The following is a 19,495-nucleotide window of genomic DNA, read 5'->3' as shown; positions in this document are numbered from 1 at the left end:
GTGAACATCCGCCAGCCGGTCGCAGCGCAAGCTGGACATTGGCTGCCCAGGTGGCGAAATTGGCAGACGCGCAACGTTGAGGTCGTTGTGGGGGCAACCCCTTGCTGGTTCAAATCCAGTCCTGGGCATTGATGGATACTCATGCATCCAGCTTGTTTAGCTGAAGAACAGTTGATGAAGGCGTGCCTGTTTCGAACTGGTCGGCGCAGCGGTCCAGGCGGTCAACATCGCAATAAATGTGAAACAGCCGTGATTCTCGTACATCAGCCGACGGGCATCGAGGCGCAGGCAGGCGAGCGGCGCAGCCAAGCGGCTAATCGCCGTGTTGCCATAAGTAGGTTGCGATTGAAGCTGGCCGTACACCACCGCAGCCCGTGGGCCGATTCAATTGGCGCAGGTTTGCCTGGCTGCGACTTGACCGCGGCAGGAGTTCAACTGCAGGCTGCAAATGTTCCCGAGCCTAGTAGTCTGTGGTACCAGCGACTTAGCCGCCAACGCCTGAGCATTGCCTGCGATCATAGCGATTTTCCGGCTCTGTTAGCTGAAGCGCTCGACCATTTGTCAGCAGCCGGTTGGAAGCCAGCCGCTGCAGCAAAGAAATTAGATACCACCAGTTCGCAGTTGGTGGCGCTACTCAAGGCCCAACCACAAGCACTGCAATTGGTCAATCAGCAGCGGCAACAACTCTTGCTGCCGCCTCTGAAATAATGACCGCTGGCCTCAAGTCATAATCGTTCCCGCCAAATTCTGCGTACCCAAGACCTTGCGAGCTACTGCCCTCCGTTGGCAACAGCCGTCACCGGCGTGCTTTCGCCAACGGTAGATCTTTAACGGAGGCACATTTCGGTACTCACGAAACATCTCGCCGGGGCCGAAATAGGGTTCGGCCAGCGACACAACTACGTTCCGAACCTGATAGGCAATGAAATACCCGCCAGGCGCTAACAGCTCATAGATTTGCTGCATCAATCGCTGCGCTTGCTCAGGTTTGAGAGCGGAGAAGGGGATTCCAGAAATGATGCGATCCGGTTGGGGCAGCCGTCGATCGGTGAGAATATTTCGCAGTTCCACCGCATCGGCTTGCTCCACGACAAGCCGAGGCTCCTCAATGGTCTTCAATTGGCGAGCCAGTGAGGGAATCAGTTCGATGGCCAGTAAAGTCGCGCTGTGATCCATCGCAGCCAACAGCGATTGAGTTGTCCCTCCCGTACCGGGCCCCAATTCGACGATACAGCGGACCTGTGGCACCTCCGCGACATCGACCAGGCGTTGCTCTAAGAATCGAGAACTAGCCACGACGGATGCCACATGGCGCGGTCGACGCAGACACTCTCGCCAAAAGTCAAGGTGCAGCCCTAAGCCCCGCAAGGATCGGCGAATGTCACGGCCCATTGTCTGAACCCCAGAGTGGCGATCTTAGTTTGCCCACAACGGCCTGTTTGTGCGATCCTGCAGAACAGCAATCGATTTCAGTAGCTACTTTTAAATTTTACTGCGCAACCGAGCCCAGCGCATAGCCGTCCTTCCCATGCTCGACTGCTACATTTTCCAATTCTATGACCGCATCAGCCAACATGCAGGAAAAACTAATTCGCCTCGAAGCGGCCCGACGAATGGGTAGGCCACAGAACTGTCGGCTCATTTGCAGCGCCTAATGGAGCTTGACTTACGCGTGGACCAGAAAGGCGTGGAGCGATGCAAGTTAATTCTGTCTATCGATGCTTGACGATGGGAGCCTCCGAATCTACGGCTCGGTTGGCGATCCGTCGCTGCCAGACGATTCGCCTACCGTTCCGGCCAACATCTTGGCCAACCGCTTTTTGAATTCGATTTGCATCAGCCGCGCAATTTGAATGCGCTGGGCTTGCGGCGACCCGGCACCGTGCATCGACTCGGTCAAGTAACCGACGGCATTTCTCCCGAGCGTCATATTTTCGATCAAGCGGAGGATGCGCACTCGATTTTCCGTGCTGATCTCCGGACGGCCGCGCAAATACTTTTCCAACAGTGGGCCAGTGGTTGGCGATTCAAAATCTCGTTGTGAAGGCAATGTTACCATCAGCCCGCCGGCTAGGTCCTGAGCCAATCGACCAATCTCGTAGGGCATCTTGGTCACATGATGTTTGCAGACATTGGCCAGCATTTCATCATTTAGATAGACGCCTGAATCTAGCTGGCGAGCTTGATACGAGGAGGCGATGCCGGTGGCGTAAATCGTCTCATTCAAGTGCGTCATCTCGACCAGTTTTTCCTTGATGTGCGATGCGCGTTCAACGCCGTTGTAATCCGCCACGGTAGCCGCCGCACCGATCAGCACATCGCCTACACCGGCTTTACAGACATAACTGCGACGATGGTAACACGTAAAGCGATCGACCAGCATCGACGCAAACTCGTATTGGCCATCCATGAAAATGTGCTGGGTGGGGATGAACACATTGTCGAAAATCACCAGTGCTTCCTGACCGCTGTATTGAGCATTGCCGGCGTCAATATCGCCCTCGATCGCGCGCGTATCGCACGACTGTCGGCCATAGATATAGGTCAGGCCGTCAGCATCGACCGGAATCGCCCCCACGATGGCATAGTCGCGATCTTTTTCACCCAATCGTAGCGTGGGCATGACGACCAGCCAATGTGAATTGAGGCAACCGGTTTGATGCGCTTTGGCACCACTGATGTAAACGCCCTCGGCCGTTCGTCGAACCACGTGTACGTACAGGTCGGGATCGGCTTGAGCGTGCGGAGGCTGACTGCGGTCACCTTTGACATCTGTCATTGCACCACCGATTACGAAGTTGCGAGCCTGCACCCCTGCCAGAAACTTCAGGAATCTCGAATGATACTCAGTGCCATGCTGGGCATCGATTTCGAAGGTCACCGAATGCAACGCGTTCAACGCATCCATGCCGACGCAGCGCTGGAAGCAGGTGCCGGTGTTTTGACCCAGCTTGCGCTGCATCTGGTTCTGCATTACCAAGTCATCGCGACTAGTAGCGATATGCAAGAAGCGATTGATCCGCTGGCCAGTAAATGGGGACATCGCCGTCGCCAATTCAGGCTCTCGCACGGCCAAATCGTATGTCTCCGCCACTGCATTAATGGACGGGCGAATGATCGGATGGTCGACCGGCTCCTGAACTAATTCGCCAAAGAGATAGACTTTCAACTTGCGCCCGCGCAGACTGTCGATATACTGCTGGCCGTTGGCAATTGGGCTAGCTTCCGAGTGCGCCGGTTCCTGATTAGCGATACTTGCCATGCTCTACTCCATCGGCTGCGTCGATCGTATCGAAACAGTATACGCTAAAACTCGCCCTGTTTGTCCGGCTGTAGGCTGGCCCCCAACTGCGAACACCAGTCGCTCCAGGCACTGACTCAGCAAGCATGCTCAGTTTTAGCTTTCCGGGACGATTGCAACTGACATCAGCAATCGCTAGGTTATTGCTACTTGATGTTGAATTGAGTAGCCAGGCGTGTCGTAAGCGACCAGGTCACGGCTTGGATGTTTGCTCCACTGGCTTGGACATTTTGGTTTATTGTTAACATTTAGCTGATGAGGTTCCCATGTCGAATGCCTTCAACCCGTACTCTGCTCCTGCCAGTTCGGACCCATTCCGCGCACCCCGACGAACTGCGGATTTGGGCAAGCGGTTCCTGGGCGCGCTGGTCGATGGACTGGTGGGCTTGATTGTGCTGCCCGGCTACATTGCCGTGATCATTGGCGCACAGGCTGCGGAACGATCAGGAAACGTAAGTATTCCACTACTTCTGGGCATGGGCTGGATGGGTGTTACCATCATAGCGGTACTAGTCGTACAAATCTATCTGTTGGCCACGCGCAGCCAAACCATTGGCAAGTATGTGATGAAGACTCAAATCGTAGATTTTGCGACAGGTCAGCCGGCAGACTTCGTGCACTGTTTCGTGTTGCGCGCTTTGGTAAATGGCTTGATCGGCGCTGTGCCGTGCGTAGGTAGCATTTATGCCATCGTTGACATTTGTTTTATCTTTCGCGAGGATCGGCGGTGCATTCACGATCTGCTGGCCAGCACAGTGGTCGTTGACATTTCATGAGTAACTGCCCTTCGCGATTTGCCAATTCCAGACTCTCAGGGCATTTGCACATAGTGCCAACTTCATGATTCGCCGAATAGTGCTGGAAAACTACATGTCGCATGTGCGAACGGAGATCGAGCCGGCGCCAGGGCTGACAGTGTTGATTGGGCCAAACAATTGCGGTAAGTCGGCGGTTGTGTCGGCCTTGCAAACCCTGTGCTCGAAAACCGCTGGCGAGTTCATGGTCCGGCACGGTCAAAAAGAATGCCGTGTCACAATCGAAACGGACGACGGACACAGCGTCACCTGGCAACGCAGGCGAGGAGCCGTAAGCTACATCATTGACGGTCGTCAGATTCCGCGCGGGGTTATGCCCGATGACCTCCACGATATCTTGCGACTGCCGCAAGTTGTATCGGAGGATGGCAACGAAGAATTCGACATACACTTCGGCGCGCAGAAGTCACCGATTTTTCTGGTAAACGATTCCGGTCGCCGCACAGCCATGTTTTTTGCGTCGTCGTCCGATGCAGAATACCTCATGCGGATGCAGAAACTGCACAAAGATAAAGTTCGGACAGCAAAACGCGAAGCAGAAAAACTGTCCGAACGCCTAAAAATGCTGGATGCTGAGCTGCTGTGGCTAGAACCGGTGTCGGAGATTTCTGGCGCGATGCAAGCGGTTGTCAAACAGTATCAGGCCGTTGAGCAACATCAGCAGCTTTCGATTCAACTTTCCAGCGACCTGCAGCAGCTTGTACAGCTGAGTTCGGAGTTGGAGCAACATACAGCCGAGCTGAATTGCTTGAGTCGCCTCACTTCGCCACCGCAGTTGGTGACAACCCAACCGCTGCAGGACATTCTTTCTTTCTGGGAACAATCGGATCGGCAGCTACATCATGAAGCCAGTCGCTTGAAGGTGCTTGCCGAGCTTACAGAACCTCCAGCGCTTCCAGAAACGTTTCGTCTTCAGCTGACAGTGGAGGAACTGGCCAAGGCCCGCTGGGAACGCGACGTCTATAAGAATCTCACGATCGCGATCCAGCCGCTGGCAGTCCCGCCGCTCATGGCAGAGACGGATAGGCTTCAAGACGTCATGGATTCACTCGCGACCACTCTGCAGCAAGCTGAATGTTTCAGTCAACAAGTGACATGTTTACAAGCTCTACAACCAACGCCCCAACTGAATGAAGTTGTGGTCTTACAGCGAATGCTCGCTGAATTGACCGCCGCTGCCGAGTTGGCTGAGGAAACCGCCAGCGAGCACGCGGTCCTGACGATGCTGGCCGCACCACCGGAGCCGCTTGAGATGCAGCCGTTAAGGCAGCTCATTAAGGCATATGACTTGGCGGAAGTTGAGATTGCGAATTGCTTATTGGAAACCACACAACTAGACGAAGAGCTTGAGCGGGTCATCCGTTCCGTGGAGCTGTGGACCGTCGCCAATCCCATCTGCTCAAATTGCGGCGCCGAAATAGATCCCCAACGTCTACTAAAGTGGGGGCACACGCATGCATGAACCTAACTATCGCGGACTGTTAGCTATTGGTGATCCACACTTGGCCAGTCGAGTCCCCGGCTTTCGAAAAGACAATTATCCGCGCGCGATGCTCAGCAAACTGAAGTGGAGCCTTGAGTACGCCCGCCAGCAATGCCTGCTGCCTTGTTTGCTAGGCGATTTATTTCATTGGCCGCGTGACAATGCGAACTGGCTACTGAGCGAGCTGCTCGGTCTACTGACCACTGAAACTCTAGGCATCTGGGGCAATCATGACTGCACTGAGCTGTCACTTGGCAGCGACGATTCACTGAGTGTCATTGTCCAAGGAAGCCGTCTGCAATTACTGGACGAGACAACAACCTGGTCCGGCCAGATCAACGGCCGTTCGGTGATCATCGGCGGTACTCCCTGGGGTCAGCCAGTGCCAAAATCATTTGCAGCCCAGCGAGCTGGCGCTGAACTGGTCGTATGGCTGACGCATCACGACATTTTGTTTCCTGGCTACGATGAATCGGGGAGATTCAAGCCGTTCGAGATCAATGGCATCGACATCGTCATTAACGGCCACATCCATCGGCCGCTCTCGGATGTCATCCAAGGTCAGACAACCTGGATCAATCCAGGTAACATAGCGCGCATTTCGCGAAGCGATACTACGCGCGGACGAGCGCCACAAGTTTTGCGAATTGACGTGGCGGCCAACCGTTGGCAACAGCAGATTATTGAGGTTCCGCATTCACCATTTGATGATGTATTCCATGCCGAGGTAATCGATGAAGATCTACCTGGCCACGAATCGGCTTTCGTCAATGGTCTGGGCGAGCTGCTGACGCGGCGGACACAAACCGGAGCCGGCCTGCAAGAATTTCTCAACCAAAACGTGTCTCAGTTTGATCCGCGAGTAGCCGCTGAAATTCGCTGCCTCGCGCAGGAGGTATTGAGCAATGGCAAAAAAGACTGAATCGACTGCATTACCCGAAGGTCAACAGGATATTGAGGGACTCAAAAGACGCTACGAAAAATTGAATGAGAAGAAGATCGCGGCACAAACCAAGCAGGGTGCCGCCGAAGATCGACTGAAACAGCTCAAATCGCAAGCGCTACTTGATTATGGAACGGACGACCTGGAGTTGCTCAAAAAAAAGCTACATGATCTACTGGAAGAAAACGAGCGCCAGCGGTCGGATTACCAGCGACATCTGGAGGCGATCGAAGCACAACTTGCTGAAGTTGAACAATCGAACATGCCGACAAGCTAGCCTGACAGGGGTCCCCATGAGCATCTCACAGCCCCTTACGCCCGGGCCCACCAGCCTCCGTTCACCGCAGGTGGCTCAAACTCGTTTGGCGATCTTGCAGGATCGACAAGACAATCGTCGCAAGGACAGAGCTCGCGAGGCAGGCGAATATGAGCGGTTGAGTCAATATTTGGCGATCGCCGACACCGTGCATGATGCGCTGGACAAACTGAGCGAAGACATGTTCGGCCAAATCGTGCGGGTGTTGGAAGATAAGCTAACGCTGGCTCTGCAAGAGGTGCTCGAACAGCCAATTTTGCTGAAAGCCGACTGCAGCTATAAAGGCGGTAGCGCGAGTATCAGCTTTTACACCGAACGCAATGGCCATCGCGAAGACATCATGCGTGGTCAAGGGGGTTCCGTCGTTAATATCCTGTCGGTCGGCTTGCGGATGTTCGCACTGGCGACCCTCGATCCCTCCCAACATCGGCGGTTTTTGGTGCTGGACGAACAGGATTGTTGGCTGCGTCCCGATCTGGTTCCGCGGCTGGTCAAAATCGTCCACGAAGCTAGCCGAGCACTGGGGTTTCAAGTCCTGATGATAAGCCATCATGACCTGCCAGCCTTCGAGCAGTATGCTGACAAGGTGTACGAGTTCCAGCCCGACGCGAATGGCCTGCGGGTTACTGAGCGCTGCAAGACCGCCACAACGACAGACTGCCAGTGATGGATTATTGCAGTAGTCGCAGAACGTTTTCTGGATTCTGGTTGGCGATGCCCAGGACAACGTTGTTTGATTGAACCAGTATTTGGGCGCGCGTCAGTCGGGACGTTTCTTTCGCGAAGTCGGCATCGCGAATCATGCTTTCGGCTTCGGTTAGATTGCCAACTGTGTCGTTCAAGGAGGTTAGATTACTCTCCAAAGTAGTCGCCTGAAATGCTCCCAGACGGCCGCGCAGGCTTGTAACTTGGTTGATGGCTTCGGAAATGACTCGCGATGCTCCCCAGATATCACCTGTCAGCGCTTTAGCTTGGCCCAGGGCTAGTTCATACAATTTGCCGCTGATGCCACCAAGTTTACTAGTGGTCACGCTGCCAATACCCATGCGGGCCTGCTGGTTGCTGACCACGTCACCACCGAGTTGAAACAGGGCTCCGCCACCGGAAATCGCGAAATTCAAGCTGGTTAATATGGAGCTCGGATCGAGGCTCATTTGCAGCGAGAGGGCAGCGGTGTTGATCGACAGTTGATAGCCGTTGCCATTAGCCGGAACACCGTTGACCGTAGCCGCAATATCAGTTCCATGCTGGCGAATACTGCTGAGCGAATCGCGGAAAATGCCATTGGGACCCTCGCGAAGAATCTGGATGGCAACGCGACTGCGCGAGCCGTAGTCGGTGCTTTGAAATGTAATCTGGCCTGTGGTCGGGGACAGAGTGGCCGTAACGCCTATCGCATCGCTCAGCAAGTTTACGGACGCTACTAGCTGTTGTGCGGTTGTTCCAGCAGGTCGATTGAAGGTCTCGATGCCATTGGTACCTTCCAGTTCGAAAACAACGTCGTCGATCAGGATCCCACCGCCGGTCAACTCCGTGTTTGCGGTGGCTTGGCTATCGCCGGACTGCGTCAGATTGGCTCCACCGGAACCTGCCATGGCGCTGAATTCTGCCAAAGCATCGATTTCAGCCACAATATCATCGATCGTGGATGAACCGGCTGCATAGTCAATGGTCAGGGTCTTGGTCAGAGCATCATAAGCAGCCCCAGCAGCAGTACCCTCTTGGAAAACGATCTCAACGTTATTGAATTCCAAGCCAGCTTGCACGGCCTGGATCGTCAACGACACGGCATCCAGCACCGCGTCGACCGGCGGTGAACCGACGCCCGAAAAATCTCCAGCCGGGTCGGCTGCTGTACCCGCGTCGGCAGTCGCTGTGAAATCGTCAAGAGCGTCGATGGCTGCCGCAATCTGAGCCTTGGTAATCGAGCTGTCCGTGCTTCCCTTGGCGCGAACAGTAATCACGTTGGTGCCGGAATCGAAGTCTGCTTCAACCGTATCGTCAGCTAGCGTATTGTCGAACTGGAACTGGATTGTGGCAGGTGCGGTATTCTCCAGCGCCGCGACAGTAATGTCAGTCAGTATAGTGGAGGATCGGGCAGCAAAACTGACGGTTGCATGCGCGTTGTCGATAGCGAATGCTGAAGTGGTCAATTCGGCTTGGGTGGCAGGTGAAATAATGTTGACCTGCACGTTCATGATACCGGTAACGCCTAGGTTAGCCTGATCGATTCGCGAGTCCAGAACTTGGGGTATACTTCTCAAGTCACTGATAAAATCAAGCGAACCATCCAAGAGCTTGCGGCCCTGGAAAGTCGTGGTTTGAGCGATGCGGTTGATGGCGTCGAGCGAACTGTCAATCTGCAATTGATTGGCCGCGATTTCATCATCACTCATGGCACCCGAGTTGGCTGCTTCTACTATCAAGCCGCGCATGGTGTTGAGAATGGTGCTGACCTGCCCCAGAGCGCTATCGGCCGTGCCGATGATTTGTGCGGCACGCTGCGTATTAGAAATGGCCTTGTTGATACTGACGATATCGCTGCGCAGCGCTTCACTGGCGATCAGACCAGCCGGATCATCCTTGCCCGTGTTTATGCGTAAGCCGGTACTAAGCCTTGCCAGCGCAACTTGCAAATCGGAATTGTTCCGATTGAGGCGGTTTTGCGCGACCAGTGAGCTGACGTTGGTGTTGATGCGAGTCATCCGTGACTCTCCGGCTTTTAGGTAACCTCTCCTGAGGGCAAATTGCCCGTGAGCTAGTCAAGGCTAAGAACGGGGTTAGCTTGGCTGGTTCGTTTTGGTATCCACTGCCTCAGGCTGCGTGCTCAGCCTGTAACTGGCAAAGTTGCTAGCATCGTCACCTTGGGCCTAGGTGACGTGCCGAACTTTGGATTCCCAGAAAATCTGATCGAAAGATTTGAGTGCGCAATCAACATGAAAGGGTCAAACATTGCCGCAGCTGGTATTGCTACTAAAGCGTATTCGGATTCGTGCGTACAGACGCCCCAGACTATCAGCACAGTTTGTAGAGTCCAACCACCGTGTGGATAGTCAAGCTGCTTAGCGAGCGCTGGCCCGCGTCTTGACCGCTTCTAAAGCTTGCATATTGCGATCGAAGTCCTGCTGGAACTTGGTTTTCGATTGCGCAGAACTGAAAAGCAGTACTTGGCCGGTACGTGCCTCGAACAGCCCGTGTTGTGTTGAACCCGGTGACAACCGACCTTCCTCTAGTAGCAGCATGGGATCATTGCCTGATAGCGTGGGAATGAAATCATCCGGAGACTGCATGAATGCATCCACAGCAGCTTGACTGGAGAGTAGATAGACTCTACCACGGTGCCGTACGGCTAGATGCATATCGCCAGGCAGCCACTGTTGCCTCTTCAGGGACACTGGGCAGTAGCCATCCAGCGCTGGCGGACCTGAAGCGGATTGCGGTAAATTGACATTGGCCGCCTTGGTCGAACTGGCAACTTCAGTTTCATTCGGAGAAACGGATGTTGCGCTGATTGAAGGTGCTAGGGTCGAAGCTGCTGGTGGCTGATAATATGGGTTGGTTGATTCGGTGCTCGTGTTGCGAGGCGTGGAGACGAGCTGAGCGGATATCGACCGAGTAGCTTGTCCTGGCTGTCCTGTCGTACTTGCAGAGTCAGTTTTATCCACCGTTGGAACGTGCGGAGCGTTGGTAAATGCTGTTGAGGGGTTCGCGGTGCTGGGGTGGACCGTTTCGGATCGTGATAGCCCTGGCAGCGGTGGGAACGGGACCCCCTCCAGGCCGGCTGGCTGAGCGTCAGCCGACATGCCTGGATGCCGGGCTGCAGGTTGCGGGCCGAGGATCGAACTTGCTTGTAAACTGGCGACCGTTGGTCCGCTGACTATCTGAGGCGAGGCAGTCGAACCGGTGGCCAATTTTGCTCGGTGTTGGTTTTCGGCAGTTGCCGAATAGTAGTTGGGTGCCTGCGATCCCGACTGACGCGTTTCGCCCATTGGAGTCAACGTTGACAATCCCGGCTGTGGCGCTGGGACACCAGACGGAAGCGTGGGGGCTGCTGTACGATTGTTCGTTGACGTTTTTTCAGCCAGCAACGCCAACCGGTCGCGGTTCATGAGAGCTACGTTTTCAAGCGTTCTTTGGTACGAATTGGGATCCTGGGGACACACACCTTGATACAGTGGCTGGCCGTCAGGACTGACAAACACATCGGTCGGCCAACTGTGGACTCCATAACTGGCGGCGACCTGAGTTTGCTGGCTGCCGTTGATAGCAATGCAAATGAAGTATTTGTTAAGCGTCTGAATGATTTCGGGCCGCGACAGGACTCTCTGCTCTAGTGTTCGGCAGGGCAGACAGCCATCTCCATAGAAGTGAATCAGCAAGGGCACGTTGAACTGCCGGGACGCCGCCTCAGCGGCATGCAAGTCGGGCGCCCAACGAATGGTGGGGGAGGGTTCGTTAGCTACCGCTAGACCGCACAGAAATGCCAGCGTCAACCAAACTAGGTGGAAGCGGAGGGTCACGATTTCGATTCCTTCAGATCAAAGGGCGTTGGTCAGCACTTGGAAGGCACGGCCTACCGAAGTGCGGATTGGTTCCTGAGTGAAACATCGGCCTGGGAAACTTTACCGCTCAAGCCGAGTTTGCCGGAAAAATCGAAAAAATCGCCGAATTCGAGGCTAGCAAATCAGGTTTCGCTTGACAGTAATGCGGCAAGAGATAATATTCTTAGGCGACTCGACGATGGATGCTTCATGGCAGAGTCACCTGGCGGTCTGAATCAGTATTGGTGAGTTAGCTCTAGTATTGTTCAGACGCATTCAGCTTTTGAAGCCAAGATGGTTTCAGTCGTGGCGAATCGCAATGGAGCGAAGCGCTGACTGGCAAGACGCAGATTGGCAAGACATAAATTGATAGGCCGCCTTTCTGAAGGCGCTGTCAGTGCGAATGGTGGTGGTTTCCGCAACAGCTTGCGGACAGCAGTTGGTATACAGCGATAATTGGCATGGCAATCATAGGCCAGCTGCCTCTGTTGTAATCCTGGGCTGTTGATTTCACAGCAGCTTAATATGTGACCATCCGAGCTCCAGAAGCTTTCAGGTCCAAACTAGAGACAAAACAGTTCACGCGGGAGCGGAGCCGAATTGACGGCAACTCAATCTGCACTCGTAAATGCCCAGCTTCCCACACGTACTCAGTCAGATTAACGGGCGGTTGATTCTTTACTCAACCAGCGTTTTAGGCGGTGCGAAGAATTCCTTTATTGCGGACGGTCACTTAGCAATCGGCGTTTCTCTCTAGTTTAGCGACAGTTGACTGGCTGCAACGTTCAACAACCTGTCTCTCTTAATTCGGCGTTGGAAATCAAGTAATGAAGAAAAAGCGGTTTCGCTCGCGGTCGGGTTCTGGTTTTTCGGGCGCTCCTTCTGGGGGCTATTCCGGTTCACAGGGAGGCCCGCGTTCGGGCGGTGGTGGTCGGCGAGGCGGCCGGCATCGCCGCGGTTTGCCTTCACAAACCGGCAACGAACCGTTTCCGGAACCACAAGTCGACGAAAACGGTGAAATTCCGTTGGTTGAGTTTGTCGGCATCCTGGAGATGCATCCCAACGGCTACGGCTTCTTACGGAGTGCCGAAAATAATTATTCGCGTGAGCGCACCGATCCCTTTGTCCCCGGGACGATGATCGAAAAATTTGGCTTGCGACAAGGCGTTCGCATCACTTCCATGATGCAGCCGGGAAGACGCCAGCAGGGCCCACGGGTCAGAGAAATTATGGATGTCGATGGGTTGCCGCCCGATGACTACATCAATGTCCGCAATTTTGATGATGACAAGGCGCTTACTCCAATTAACCCTGAGCAATGGCTGCAACTGGAAGTGGGTAAGACTCCGCTTACCAATCGCGTTATCGACCTGTTGTCACCGCTGGGCAAGGGCCAGCGAGCGCTGATTGTCGCTCCGCCAAGAAGCGGCAAAACGATCATGTTACAAGATATCAGTCGCGGAATTGCCGAAAATCATCCGGACGTGCACCTTTTGGTGCTGCTGATTGACGAGCGACCTGAAGAGGTGACTGACATGCGCCGCAATGTCAAGAATGGCGAGGTCATCGCGTCGAGTCTGGATATGGATGTTGACAGTCACGTCCGCTTAAGCCAATTGGTGATTGATCGCTGCAAGCGTTTGGCCGAAGAAGGTAAAGATGTGTTTCTATTGATGGACTCCATCACGCGACTTGCACGTGCTTTTAACAAATGGGTGGGCAACAATGGTCCTACGATGACCGGCGGTGTAAACATCAAGGCCATGGACATCCCGAAGAAGCTGTTCGCGACAGCGCGAGCTTTTGCCGAGGGCGGATCGCTAACGATCGTTGGCACCGCACTGGTAGACACCGGTAGCCGCATGGACGATCTCATCTTTCAAGAGTTCAAGGGTACGGGCAACATGGAACTGGTGCTCGACCGCCGCCTAGCCGATCGTCGCGTTTGGCCGGCTATCGACATTTCTCAATCCGGAACGCGCCGCGAAGAGCTGTTGTTGGATGCTGAAACATTAGACACCGTGACCAAGTTGCGGCGAACCTTGAATTCGATGCATCCGGTCGAAGCCATGGAGCAATTGATCAAACAATTGGGGCGATTCGAGTCCAACCGTGAGTTTATCAAGCTAATTGCAGCCGCTCGACTGGATTAACTCGGGTGTGGGTGGCTGCAGGATTTAGGTGGAGGCAAGCCGCCGAACATGGACCACTATGTCCAAATTATACTGTAGCGGCTGACCCACACTCTAGGTGGTCCGCACCAGTCCGACCATAAGAATTCAGCCAATCGGTCCAGCTTTGCTGGTCGTTATGGAAGTCATCTGTCGAATGAAAAGAACGGTCTTTTTGATTTTAGATACTGGAATGGCTATGCAAGCAAGGCTACCTTAGAGGTTTCGACTGCGATTGCCCGGTGTCTCGGAAATCGTTCGTTTAGAGGGTGACCCGTTCGGCATGGATTACGGCTTCTTTCAGAGAAAATCGCTGTTCGGCGCGCCGATGGCGCTGCTGCTGTTGATGGGTGTGTTCTTCCTGGTCCCATTTGCCGCTCGCGGTGCACGCATGGCACTCCAGCGCACCGAGAACAACGTCAAGGACTGGCTGCCCAAGAGTTTTCGTGAAACTGAAGAACTCGAATGGTTCAACAAACGCTTCGTCAGCGAACAATTCCTGGTTGCCACCTGGGATGGGTGTACCGAGGATTCTGACGGGCTAAAGATGTTTGTTGCCAAACTGCAGCATGAGATGTCACCGCAGTTCGGTGATGAATTGGATGAGCAAATCGCATATGCTCAAGAGGCACTCAAAGACTATGCCCTATTCTTAAATGGCGATGACTACCGCAATTGGGGTGGTCAAGACGAGAAATGGCTGGTGGATGAAGACGGCAAATACTATTACATAACGCCCGAAGGGCATCTCTATCGATGGGATGGTGGAGCGAACCTGGTTTCGGGTATCGCCCATTGGCTACAGCGCGTCACAGGCAGTCTAAAACTCAAAGGACGATTTATTGCCGGCCTTGGGAAGCCAAGCACCGACGATAAGCCCAATCCGTTTTGGCAAGATCTACGTTTGGTAGCTTCGCCGCTGATCAAAACTGTCAGCACGGGGCCACAAGTGGTTCAGCAATTGGCTGGTCCAGGCAGATCGCTGTATGTCGAGAGCAATCCGATTGCCGGCGAGCGAATGGCTGTGGCTCGATTGACAGGAACGTTGTTCGGACCACCGGTGCCGGCAGACTTTGGCTGGCGCAGCGACGATTTGGCCAAGTTGCTCACTCCACAGAAGCTGGCTGAATTGCCCGAGGGTTGGCAGGAAGTATGGGCTCAGGTCATTCAGCGCGCAGCCGACAAGAATTACGGCGGTGATCTGGTTCGGCTGCGGAAGGCCGATCCAGTGAATCAAGCCGAAGTGTGGTACGAGTTCTTTGATGAAGTGTCGGTTACTGAGCCACCTCGTCAGACCTGTGTAATGCTGACGTTTACTCCGCCGGCGCGGCGAAATCTGGCGCGGGTTCTCGGACGTGGGGTGCTGGGTCAGCCAACCGGTCGCGTATTTGAGATTGCTCGGGAATGCGGCGTATCGCCCCCCCCCAAACCCACCATGGCTCCTCCGCCCTTCAGTTGGCTGGTAGAAGCACCTCCGATCGTCGGGCCGGTGCTGCGCGTGGGTGGGCCGCCGATCGATAACGTGGCGATTGACGAAGAAGGCACAATCACGCTCGTCCGGTTGATTGGTTATTCGTTGGCTGTAGGGCTGATGCTGAGCTATTTCCTGCTACGCTCACTGCGGCTGATGGCTATGGTGTTTTTCGTTGGCGGGGTAAGCGCCATGGCCAGTCTCAGCATGGTGTGGTGGCGCGGAGCTTCGGTGGATGCAATTCTGCTGACCATGCCTTCGCTGGTGTATGTGCTGGGGATTTCCGGTGCGATTCACTTCATCAATTACTATCGCGACGCGGTTCATGAACATGGTCAAGCCACCGCTGCTGGACGGGCTCTGGCTCATGCGGCGGTTCCAACTACGCTGTGCGCAGTGACTACGGCCATCGGCATGGCGTCGCTGGGTAGTAGCAATATCCTGCCGATCCACAAGTTCGGGATTTATTCAGCCATTGGTATTGTTGGGACGCTTGGATTGCTGTTCGTGTTTTTACCCAGCGCACTGACCATGTTTCCGCCACCGTCCAAGCAGGTTACCGGTGCCGGCAAACGCATAAACGACTTTCTGGCCGACAAGTGGGAACGGCTGGGTAAGTTTGTGATCCAGCGGCAAGCCTACGTCAATATCGTTATGGCGACTGTCTGGATCGCCATGGGGTTCGGACTGTTTAAGATTCAGACTAGCGTCCACCTCCTGAAGCTGTTCGATTCCGAGTCGCAGATCATCCAGGATTATGCCTGGTTGGAAGATCATTTTGGCCGCTTGGTCCCCATGGAATTGGTCGTTCGTTTCCCGGAATCATTGCAAGCTCCGACCGGAGAAATTGCGGATTTATCCAGCGATGAGATACGCCAAGCACGGACCAAGTTGACATTGCTAGAGCGGGCCGAAGCGGTGATGCGCATTCAAGATGTGTTGCAGAGCCGTTTCGGTTACGAAGGTGAAAATGTCGTGGGGCGCGGTATGTCTGCAGGCACTTTCATCAAAGACTTGCCTGAGCCATCGTTAAGTTATAGCCCCTCACGCAGCGGTGCCAACAATTTGCTGCTCAATAGTCGCGACGAATTGATGAAGAGCGAGTATTTAACGGTCGAGACCAGCGAACTATCGCCGCAGTCCGAGCTGTGGCGCATTAGTTTGCGACTGGCCGCTCTAAGCGACGTCGATTATGGTCAATTTGTGGGGTCTTTGCGCTCTGCCGTCGAGCCGATCGTGGCAGCATATCGCTGTCGCAAAGCGGTGATGGATGCTGTGGTAGCCCAGAGCGGCGAGCAGATCAAGGGGCGTGTGCTGGTGTTGGGTCAGGCTCGGCCTGCACTTCCAGCGGCCGGCAATCATACTGGCCACCCAATTGCCACCGCCAAGTCCGATGAAACAGTGTTGGCCGAGACGTTGCGATCGTGCCTCATCAATAACACAATTCGGGCTGTCGAGTGGCATGATCCGGTGAAGTTCCCGTTGGCCGACGAGGGGCGTGCCACCTCGGACAAGTGGGCCAAGTATCTGCGTGAATACGACTGCGTTGTCCTGCTGCGCAATCATTCCGACTACGATGTTGGCTTTGTCCGCGATAACGCAGTGAAATTTGTAGATGCCAGCTTGATGCTGGACGAGATACGACAGTTCAATCGCACGCCACGGCAGGCCGATGGAACCCCCGTGGAATTGCCTACGCATCCGGGAGAAATGGACGTGGTCTATTCTGGAATTATTCCAGTAGTCTACAAAGCTCAGCGAACGCTTCTGGAAAGTTTAGTGCAGAGCGTCGCGTCGGCGTTTGTGCTGATTTTCTTGGTAATGATATGTTTGCTCTCGCCTGCCAAAACATTTACTTCGGCTTTCCAACTCCGCAATATCATGCAGTCGATTGGTAGCGGCGCGGTATCGATGATCCCGAACATCTTCCCTGTCGTAGTGATCTTTGGTTTTATGGGACATGCCCGAACATTGGTGGATATCGGAACAATGATGACCGCCAGCGTGGCGTTAGGTGTGGCTGTCGACGATACAATCCACTTTCTGAGCTGGTTCCGCGGGGCCATGCGTCGTGGACTGGATCGCCAACAAGCCATACTGGAGACGTACCGCAATATGGCTCCCGCCATGACGCAAACCACGATCATTAGCGGTTTGGGCCTGAGCGTTTTTGCGCTCAGCACCTTCACGCCCACTCAGCGCTTTGGAACGCTGATGTTGGCGCTATTGGTTGCAGCGGTCATCGGTGACTTGATTTGGTTACCGGCACTGCTTGCGAGTCCACTGGGGCGCGTCTTTAATCTTGGACGCAGCCGTTGGCCAGCACCAGAATCCGCTGCAGATTTGGCAATCACAGTGAATACTGCACCTGACTCAGTTGAAACATCCGTCGGTGCACCAATCCATACTCAGCCCACTTCCGCACTTGGCAGACCTCCCTTGGACTTCAAATCGCCTGATGAACAGTCGGTGCCACCACCCAAGCTCCACAAGAATCGTTCCAATCAGGCGCGCAAACGCAGTTAACATTGCCATTGGCTTGAGTGTGTGCGACGTTCGCCAAGATTCGTTCCGCCGTAAATAACGCACTATCCGCGTTGTGGCCAGCGCAGTGACGCGCCACCCCGCTTCATGCTCTATACGATCGTAGCAGCAGGCGATCGGTCAGGCCGGGAAAGGCTTGACTCAACCAGACCATGGCTCTAGCGGTGAGGGATGGAAACGCGCTGAGTCGTCGTGCTTGCAGGGCACCGATAATGCAACTAGCAACCTGCGATGCAGACTGGCTCCCCATGCTACGGCTAGCCGTTCCAGGAAGCGTTTCGATCAGTGAATCCAAGAATTCGCTGCGCGTGGTGCTGGGATATACGGAAATGACATCGATTCCCAAGGGCATCAGTTCGACTCGCAGTGATTCAGCCCAGCCGCGCAGCGCGAATTTTGCTGCACAGTATTCACTCTTATCAGGCACACCACGATAACCCAGTACAGAGTTGACGAGGCAAATCGCGGGAGATTTAGCGTGCGTCAGCGGCTCTATGGCCAAACGCGTTAGCTCGACAGCCGCAAAAAAGTCGACTTCAAATATTCTCCGCAACCGATCGGGAGTTGCCTGGCGGAATGGACCGATGGCCCCAATTCCGGCGTTATTGATCAAGACGTCCAGCCCTCCCAACTGATTTACAGCAGCATCCATCAACCTTTGCCGATGAATTGGGTCGCAGATATCACCGGCAATCGCCATCAGTTGTTGCGGGTTCTGAACTGTTGATTTCAGTGTGTCCAACCGCTCGCTGCGTCGACCTGTAGCAATGACAATCGCACCCCGGCGAACAAGAATTCTTGCAAGCTCCCACCCAATGCCACTGGTGGCACCCGTCAAAATTACACGACGGCCAAACCATAAACCACTCATTAACCATACTCCACCCAAACTAACTAGACATCCTGCATTAACATTAAGGGGCAGCTATAGACTTAGATGCTTGCCTCGCGGCCCCGTTGACATAGTAGTTCAGGGCGTTAACCTTAGCCACAGTTCGTCAGCTTGCGTAAGCGAAACACTCTCTGTCAACGGCAGGATTTGCCTGCCAAGTGGGGGGAGCGTAACGCTCGCCAGAAGTTCGTTGAATTGAAGTAACCTACTGAACGCGGGACTGCGTTGGACCGCCAGTATCAGTTTTCGTCCCCCAACAAGGAGAATCTAGAATGAACCGATTGATGATCGTCGGGACCATTGCCGCAGTGATGGTAGTAACGCTTGCCGAGACCAGTGAGGCTCGCCTGCGTGGTCGTCGCGGAAATTGCTGCCCAGCGCCTACCTGCTGCTCGGCTCCTGCCCCTTCCTGCTGTGCCGCCCCTGCACCAACATGTTGTTCGGCACCAGCCCCAGCTCCTTGCTGCGGCGCGAGTGTTGCTCCAGACTGTGGCTCTTGCCATGTAGCCAGCACCTGCAATTCCTGCACAGCTGCGAGCACGTGCGATACTTGCAATGCTTGTGATTCTGGCTGCGGTCGCCGGATGGCTCGTCGCTCATGCGGTTGTCAAGTAGTTCTGGCTAGCCACTGCCAAGCGAGTACCTGTGGCGGTTGTGCGACGGCATGCGCTTCGTCATGCCCTTGCTCGGGCGCAGTAGTCACCAGTGGCGGTTGCCCAAACTGCAGCACGTCGGTCGATTCTGGCAACGTCGTCGAGAGCACTTCGCCTAGCTCGGCTCCGCCAGCACCACAGACCAGCACGACTACAGCTCCAGCTCCAGTTCCAGACGCTGGAACCTAAGCGATCCAAGTTGGCAAGACGAGCTATGCGAATCTGGTCGCTCGTGGCCCGTAGCGATAGATTTGCAGCCAGTTACTGCCAATATAACGAAGCTGAGTCTCGGGACTATCAGAAGTAACCGCCAGTTGTAATTGGTCGAAATCGAAATTCCAACGGTCGAGCTAGAAATGGCTCGG

The 19,495-nt window shown here is 54.6% G+C and carries 15 protein-coding genes and 1 tRNA gene; 9 read left to right on the top strand and 7 right to left on the bottom strand.

What is annotated here, in order from left to right:
* Positions 1 to 44: 44 nt before the first annotated feature.
* Positions 45 to 128 (top strand) — tRNA-Leu (locus KF752_07570).
* Between the two features lie 13 nt (positions 129 to 141).
* Positions 142 to 708 (top strand): peptide chain release factor-like protein, encoded by a 567-nt coding sequence (locus tag KF752_07565; GenBank protein ID MBX3421400.1) that lies wholly within the window; start codon positions 142 to 144, stop codon positions 706 to 708.
* 12 nt (positions 709 to 720) lie between these two features.
* Here the strand turns inward: KF752_07565 and KF752_07560 are convergent, their stop codons facing one another.
* Both KF752_07560 and KF752_07555 read right to left on the bottom strand, forming a co-directional pair.
* Positions 721 to 1,296, bottom strand: coding sequence for a methyltransferase domain-containing protein (locus KF752_07560; protein ID MBX3421399.1), 576 nt, complete (start codon positions 1,294 to 1,296; stop codon positions 721 to 723).
* 448 nt (positions 1,297 to 1,744) lie between these two features.
* The gene (locus tag KF752_07555) at positions 1,745 to 3,262 is read right to left on the bottom strand and encodes a hypothetical protein (protein MBX3421398.1); all 1,518 of its coding nucleotides are present in this window, start codon (positions 3,260 to 3,262) and stop codon (positions 1,745 to 1,747) included.
* A gap of 305 nt (positions 3,263 to 3,567) precedes the next feature.
* Here KF752_07555 and KF752_07550 point away from each other — a divergent pair, with 305 nt between their 5' ends.
* The 5 genes from KF752_07550 to KF752_07530 all read left to right on the top strand — a co-directional run bounded on the left by KF752_07550 (position 3,568) and on the right by KF752_07530 (position 7,525).
* The gene (locus KF752_07550) at positions 3,568 to 4,077 is read left to right on the top strand and encodes an RDD family protein (protein ID MBX3421397.1); all 510 of its coding nucleotides are present in this window, start codon (positions 3,568 to 3,570) and stop codon (positions 4,075 to 4,077) included.
* Positions 4,078 to 4,141: 64 nt separating this feature from the next.
* Positions 4,142 to 5,578 carry an AAA family ATPase gene (locus KF752_07545; protein MBX3421396.1) on the top strand — a complete coding sequence of 479 codons (1,437 nt, stop codon included), beginning with the start codon at positions 4,142 to 4,144 and terminating at the stop codon, positions 5,576 to 5,578.
* Entirely contained in the window at positions 5,571 to 6,521 is a 951-nt protein-coding gene (locus tag KF752_07540) for a metallophosphoesterase family protein (protein MBX3421395.1), read from the top strand. Before KF752_07545 ends, KF752_07540 begins: the two co-directional genes overlap by 8 nt.
* Positions 6,505 to 6,819, top strand: coding sequence for a hypothetical protein (locus KF752_07535; protein ID MBX3421394.1), 315 nt, complete (start codon positions 6,505 to 6,507; stop codon positions 6,817 to 6,819). The genes KF752_07540 and KF752_07535 overlap by 17 nt, the downstream gene beginning before the upstream one ends.
* 16 nt (positions 6,820 to 6,835) lie before the next feature.
* A complete protein-coding gene (locus KF752_07530) occupies positions 6,836 to 7,525 on the top strand; it encodes a DNA repair protein (GenBank protein ID MBX3421393.1) in 690 nt (229 codons plus the stop codon).
* 4 nt (positions 7,526 to 7,529) lie between these two features.
* Here KF752_07530 and KF752_07525 read toward each other — a convergent pair whose 3' ends face one another.
* Together KF752_07525 and KF752_07520 are read right to left on the bottom strand one after the other, a co-directional pair.
* Positions 7,530 to 9,563, bottom strand: coding sequence for a flagellin (locus KF752_07525; GenBank protein MBX3421392.1), 2,034 nt, complete (start codon positions 9,561 to 9,563; stop codon positions 7,530 to 7,532).
* A gap of 357 nt (positions 9,564 to 9,920) precedes the next feature.
* Positions 9,921 to 11,378 carry a DUF255 domain-containing protein gene (locus KF752_07520; protein MBX3421391.1) on the bottom strand — a complete coding sequence of 486 codons (1,458 nt, stop codon included), beginning with the start codon at positions 11,376 to 11,378 and terminating at the stop codon, positions 9,921 to 9,923.
* 848 nt (positions 11,379 to 12,226) lie between these two features.
* Between KF752_07520 and rho the strand changes: the two genes are divergently transcribed.
* Both rho and KF752_07510 read left to right on the top strand, forming a co-directional pair.
* Positions 12,227 to 13,552, top strand: coding sequence for a transcription termination factor Rho (gene rho, locus KF752_07515; GenBank protein ID MBX3421390.1), 1,326 nt, complete (start codon positions 12,227 to 12,229; stop codon positions 13,550 to 13,552).
* A gap of 253 nt (positions 13,553 to 13,805) precedes the next feature.
* Entirely contained in the window at positions 13,806 to 17,567 is a 3,762-nt protein-coding gene (locus KF752_07510; GenBank protein MBX3421389.1) for an MMPL family transporter, read from the top strand.
* 103 nt (positions 17,568 to 17,670) lie between these two features.
* On the opposite strand, the gene KF752_07505 is transcribed toward KF752_07510, so the two are convergent.
* The 3 genes from KF752_07505 to KF752_07495 form a co-directional block, all read right to left on the bottom strand.
* Positions 17,671 to 18,456 carry an SDR family NAD(P)-dependent oxidoreductase gene (locus tag KF752_07505; GenBank protein ID MBX3421388.1) on the bottom strand — a complete coding sequence of 262 codons (786 nt, stop codon included), beginning with the start codon at positions 18,454 to 18,456 and terminating at the stop codon, positions 17,671 to 17,673.
* Between the two features lie 226 nt (positions 18,457 to 18,682).
* Positions 18,683 to 19,018, bottom strand: a complete 336-nt coding sequence (locus KF752_07500; protein ID MBX3421387.1) for a hypothetical protein — start codon at positions 19,016 to 19,018, stop codon at positions 18,683 to 18,685.
* Positions 19,019 to 19,084: 66 nt separating this feature from the next.
* Complete coding sequence (locus KF752_07495; GenBank protein ID MBX3421386.1) at positions 19,085 to 19,279, bottom strand: hypothetical protein; 195 nt, start codon at positions 19,277 to 19,279, stop codon at positions 19,085 to 19,087.
* Between the last annotated feature and the right edge of the window lie 216 nt (positions 19,280 to 19,495).

This window comes from Pirellulaceae bacterium, from assembly GCA_019636385.1.
Taxonomy (GTDB): Bacteria; Planctomycetota; Planctomycetia; order Pirellulales; family Pirellulaceae; genus Aureliella.
The sequence above is the reverse complement of the archived record's forward strand: the minus strand, read 5'-3'. Positions and strand labels throughout refer to the sequence as shown.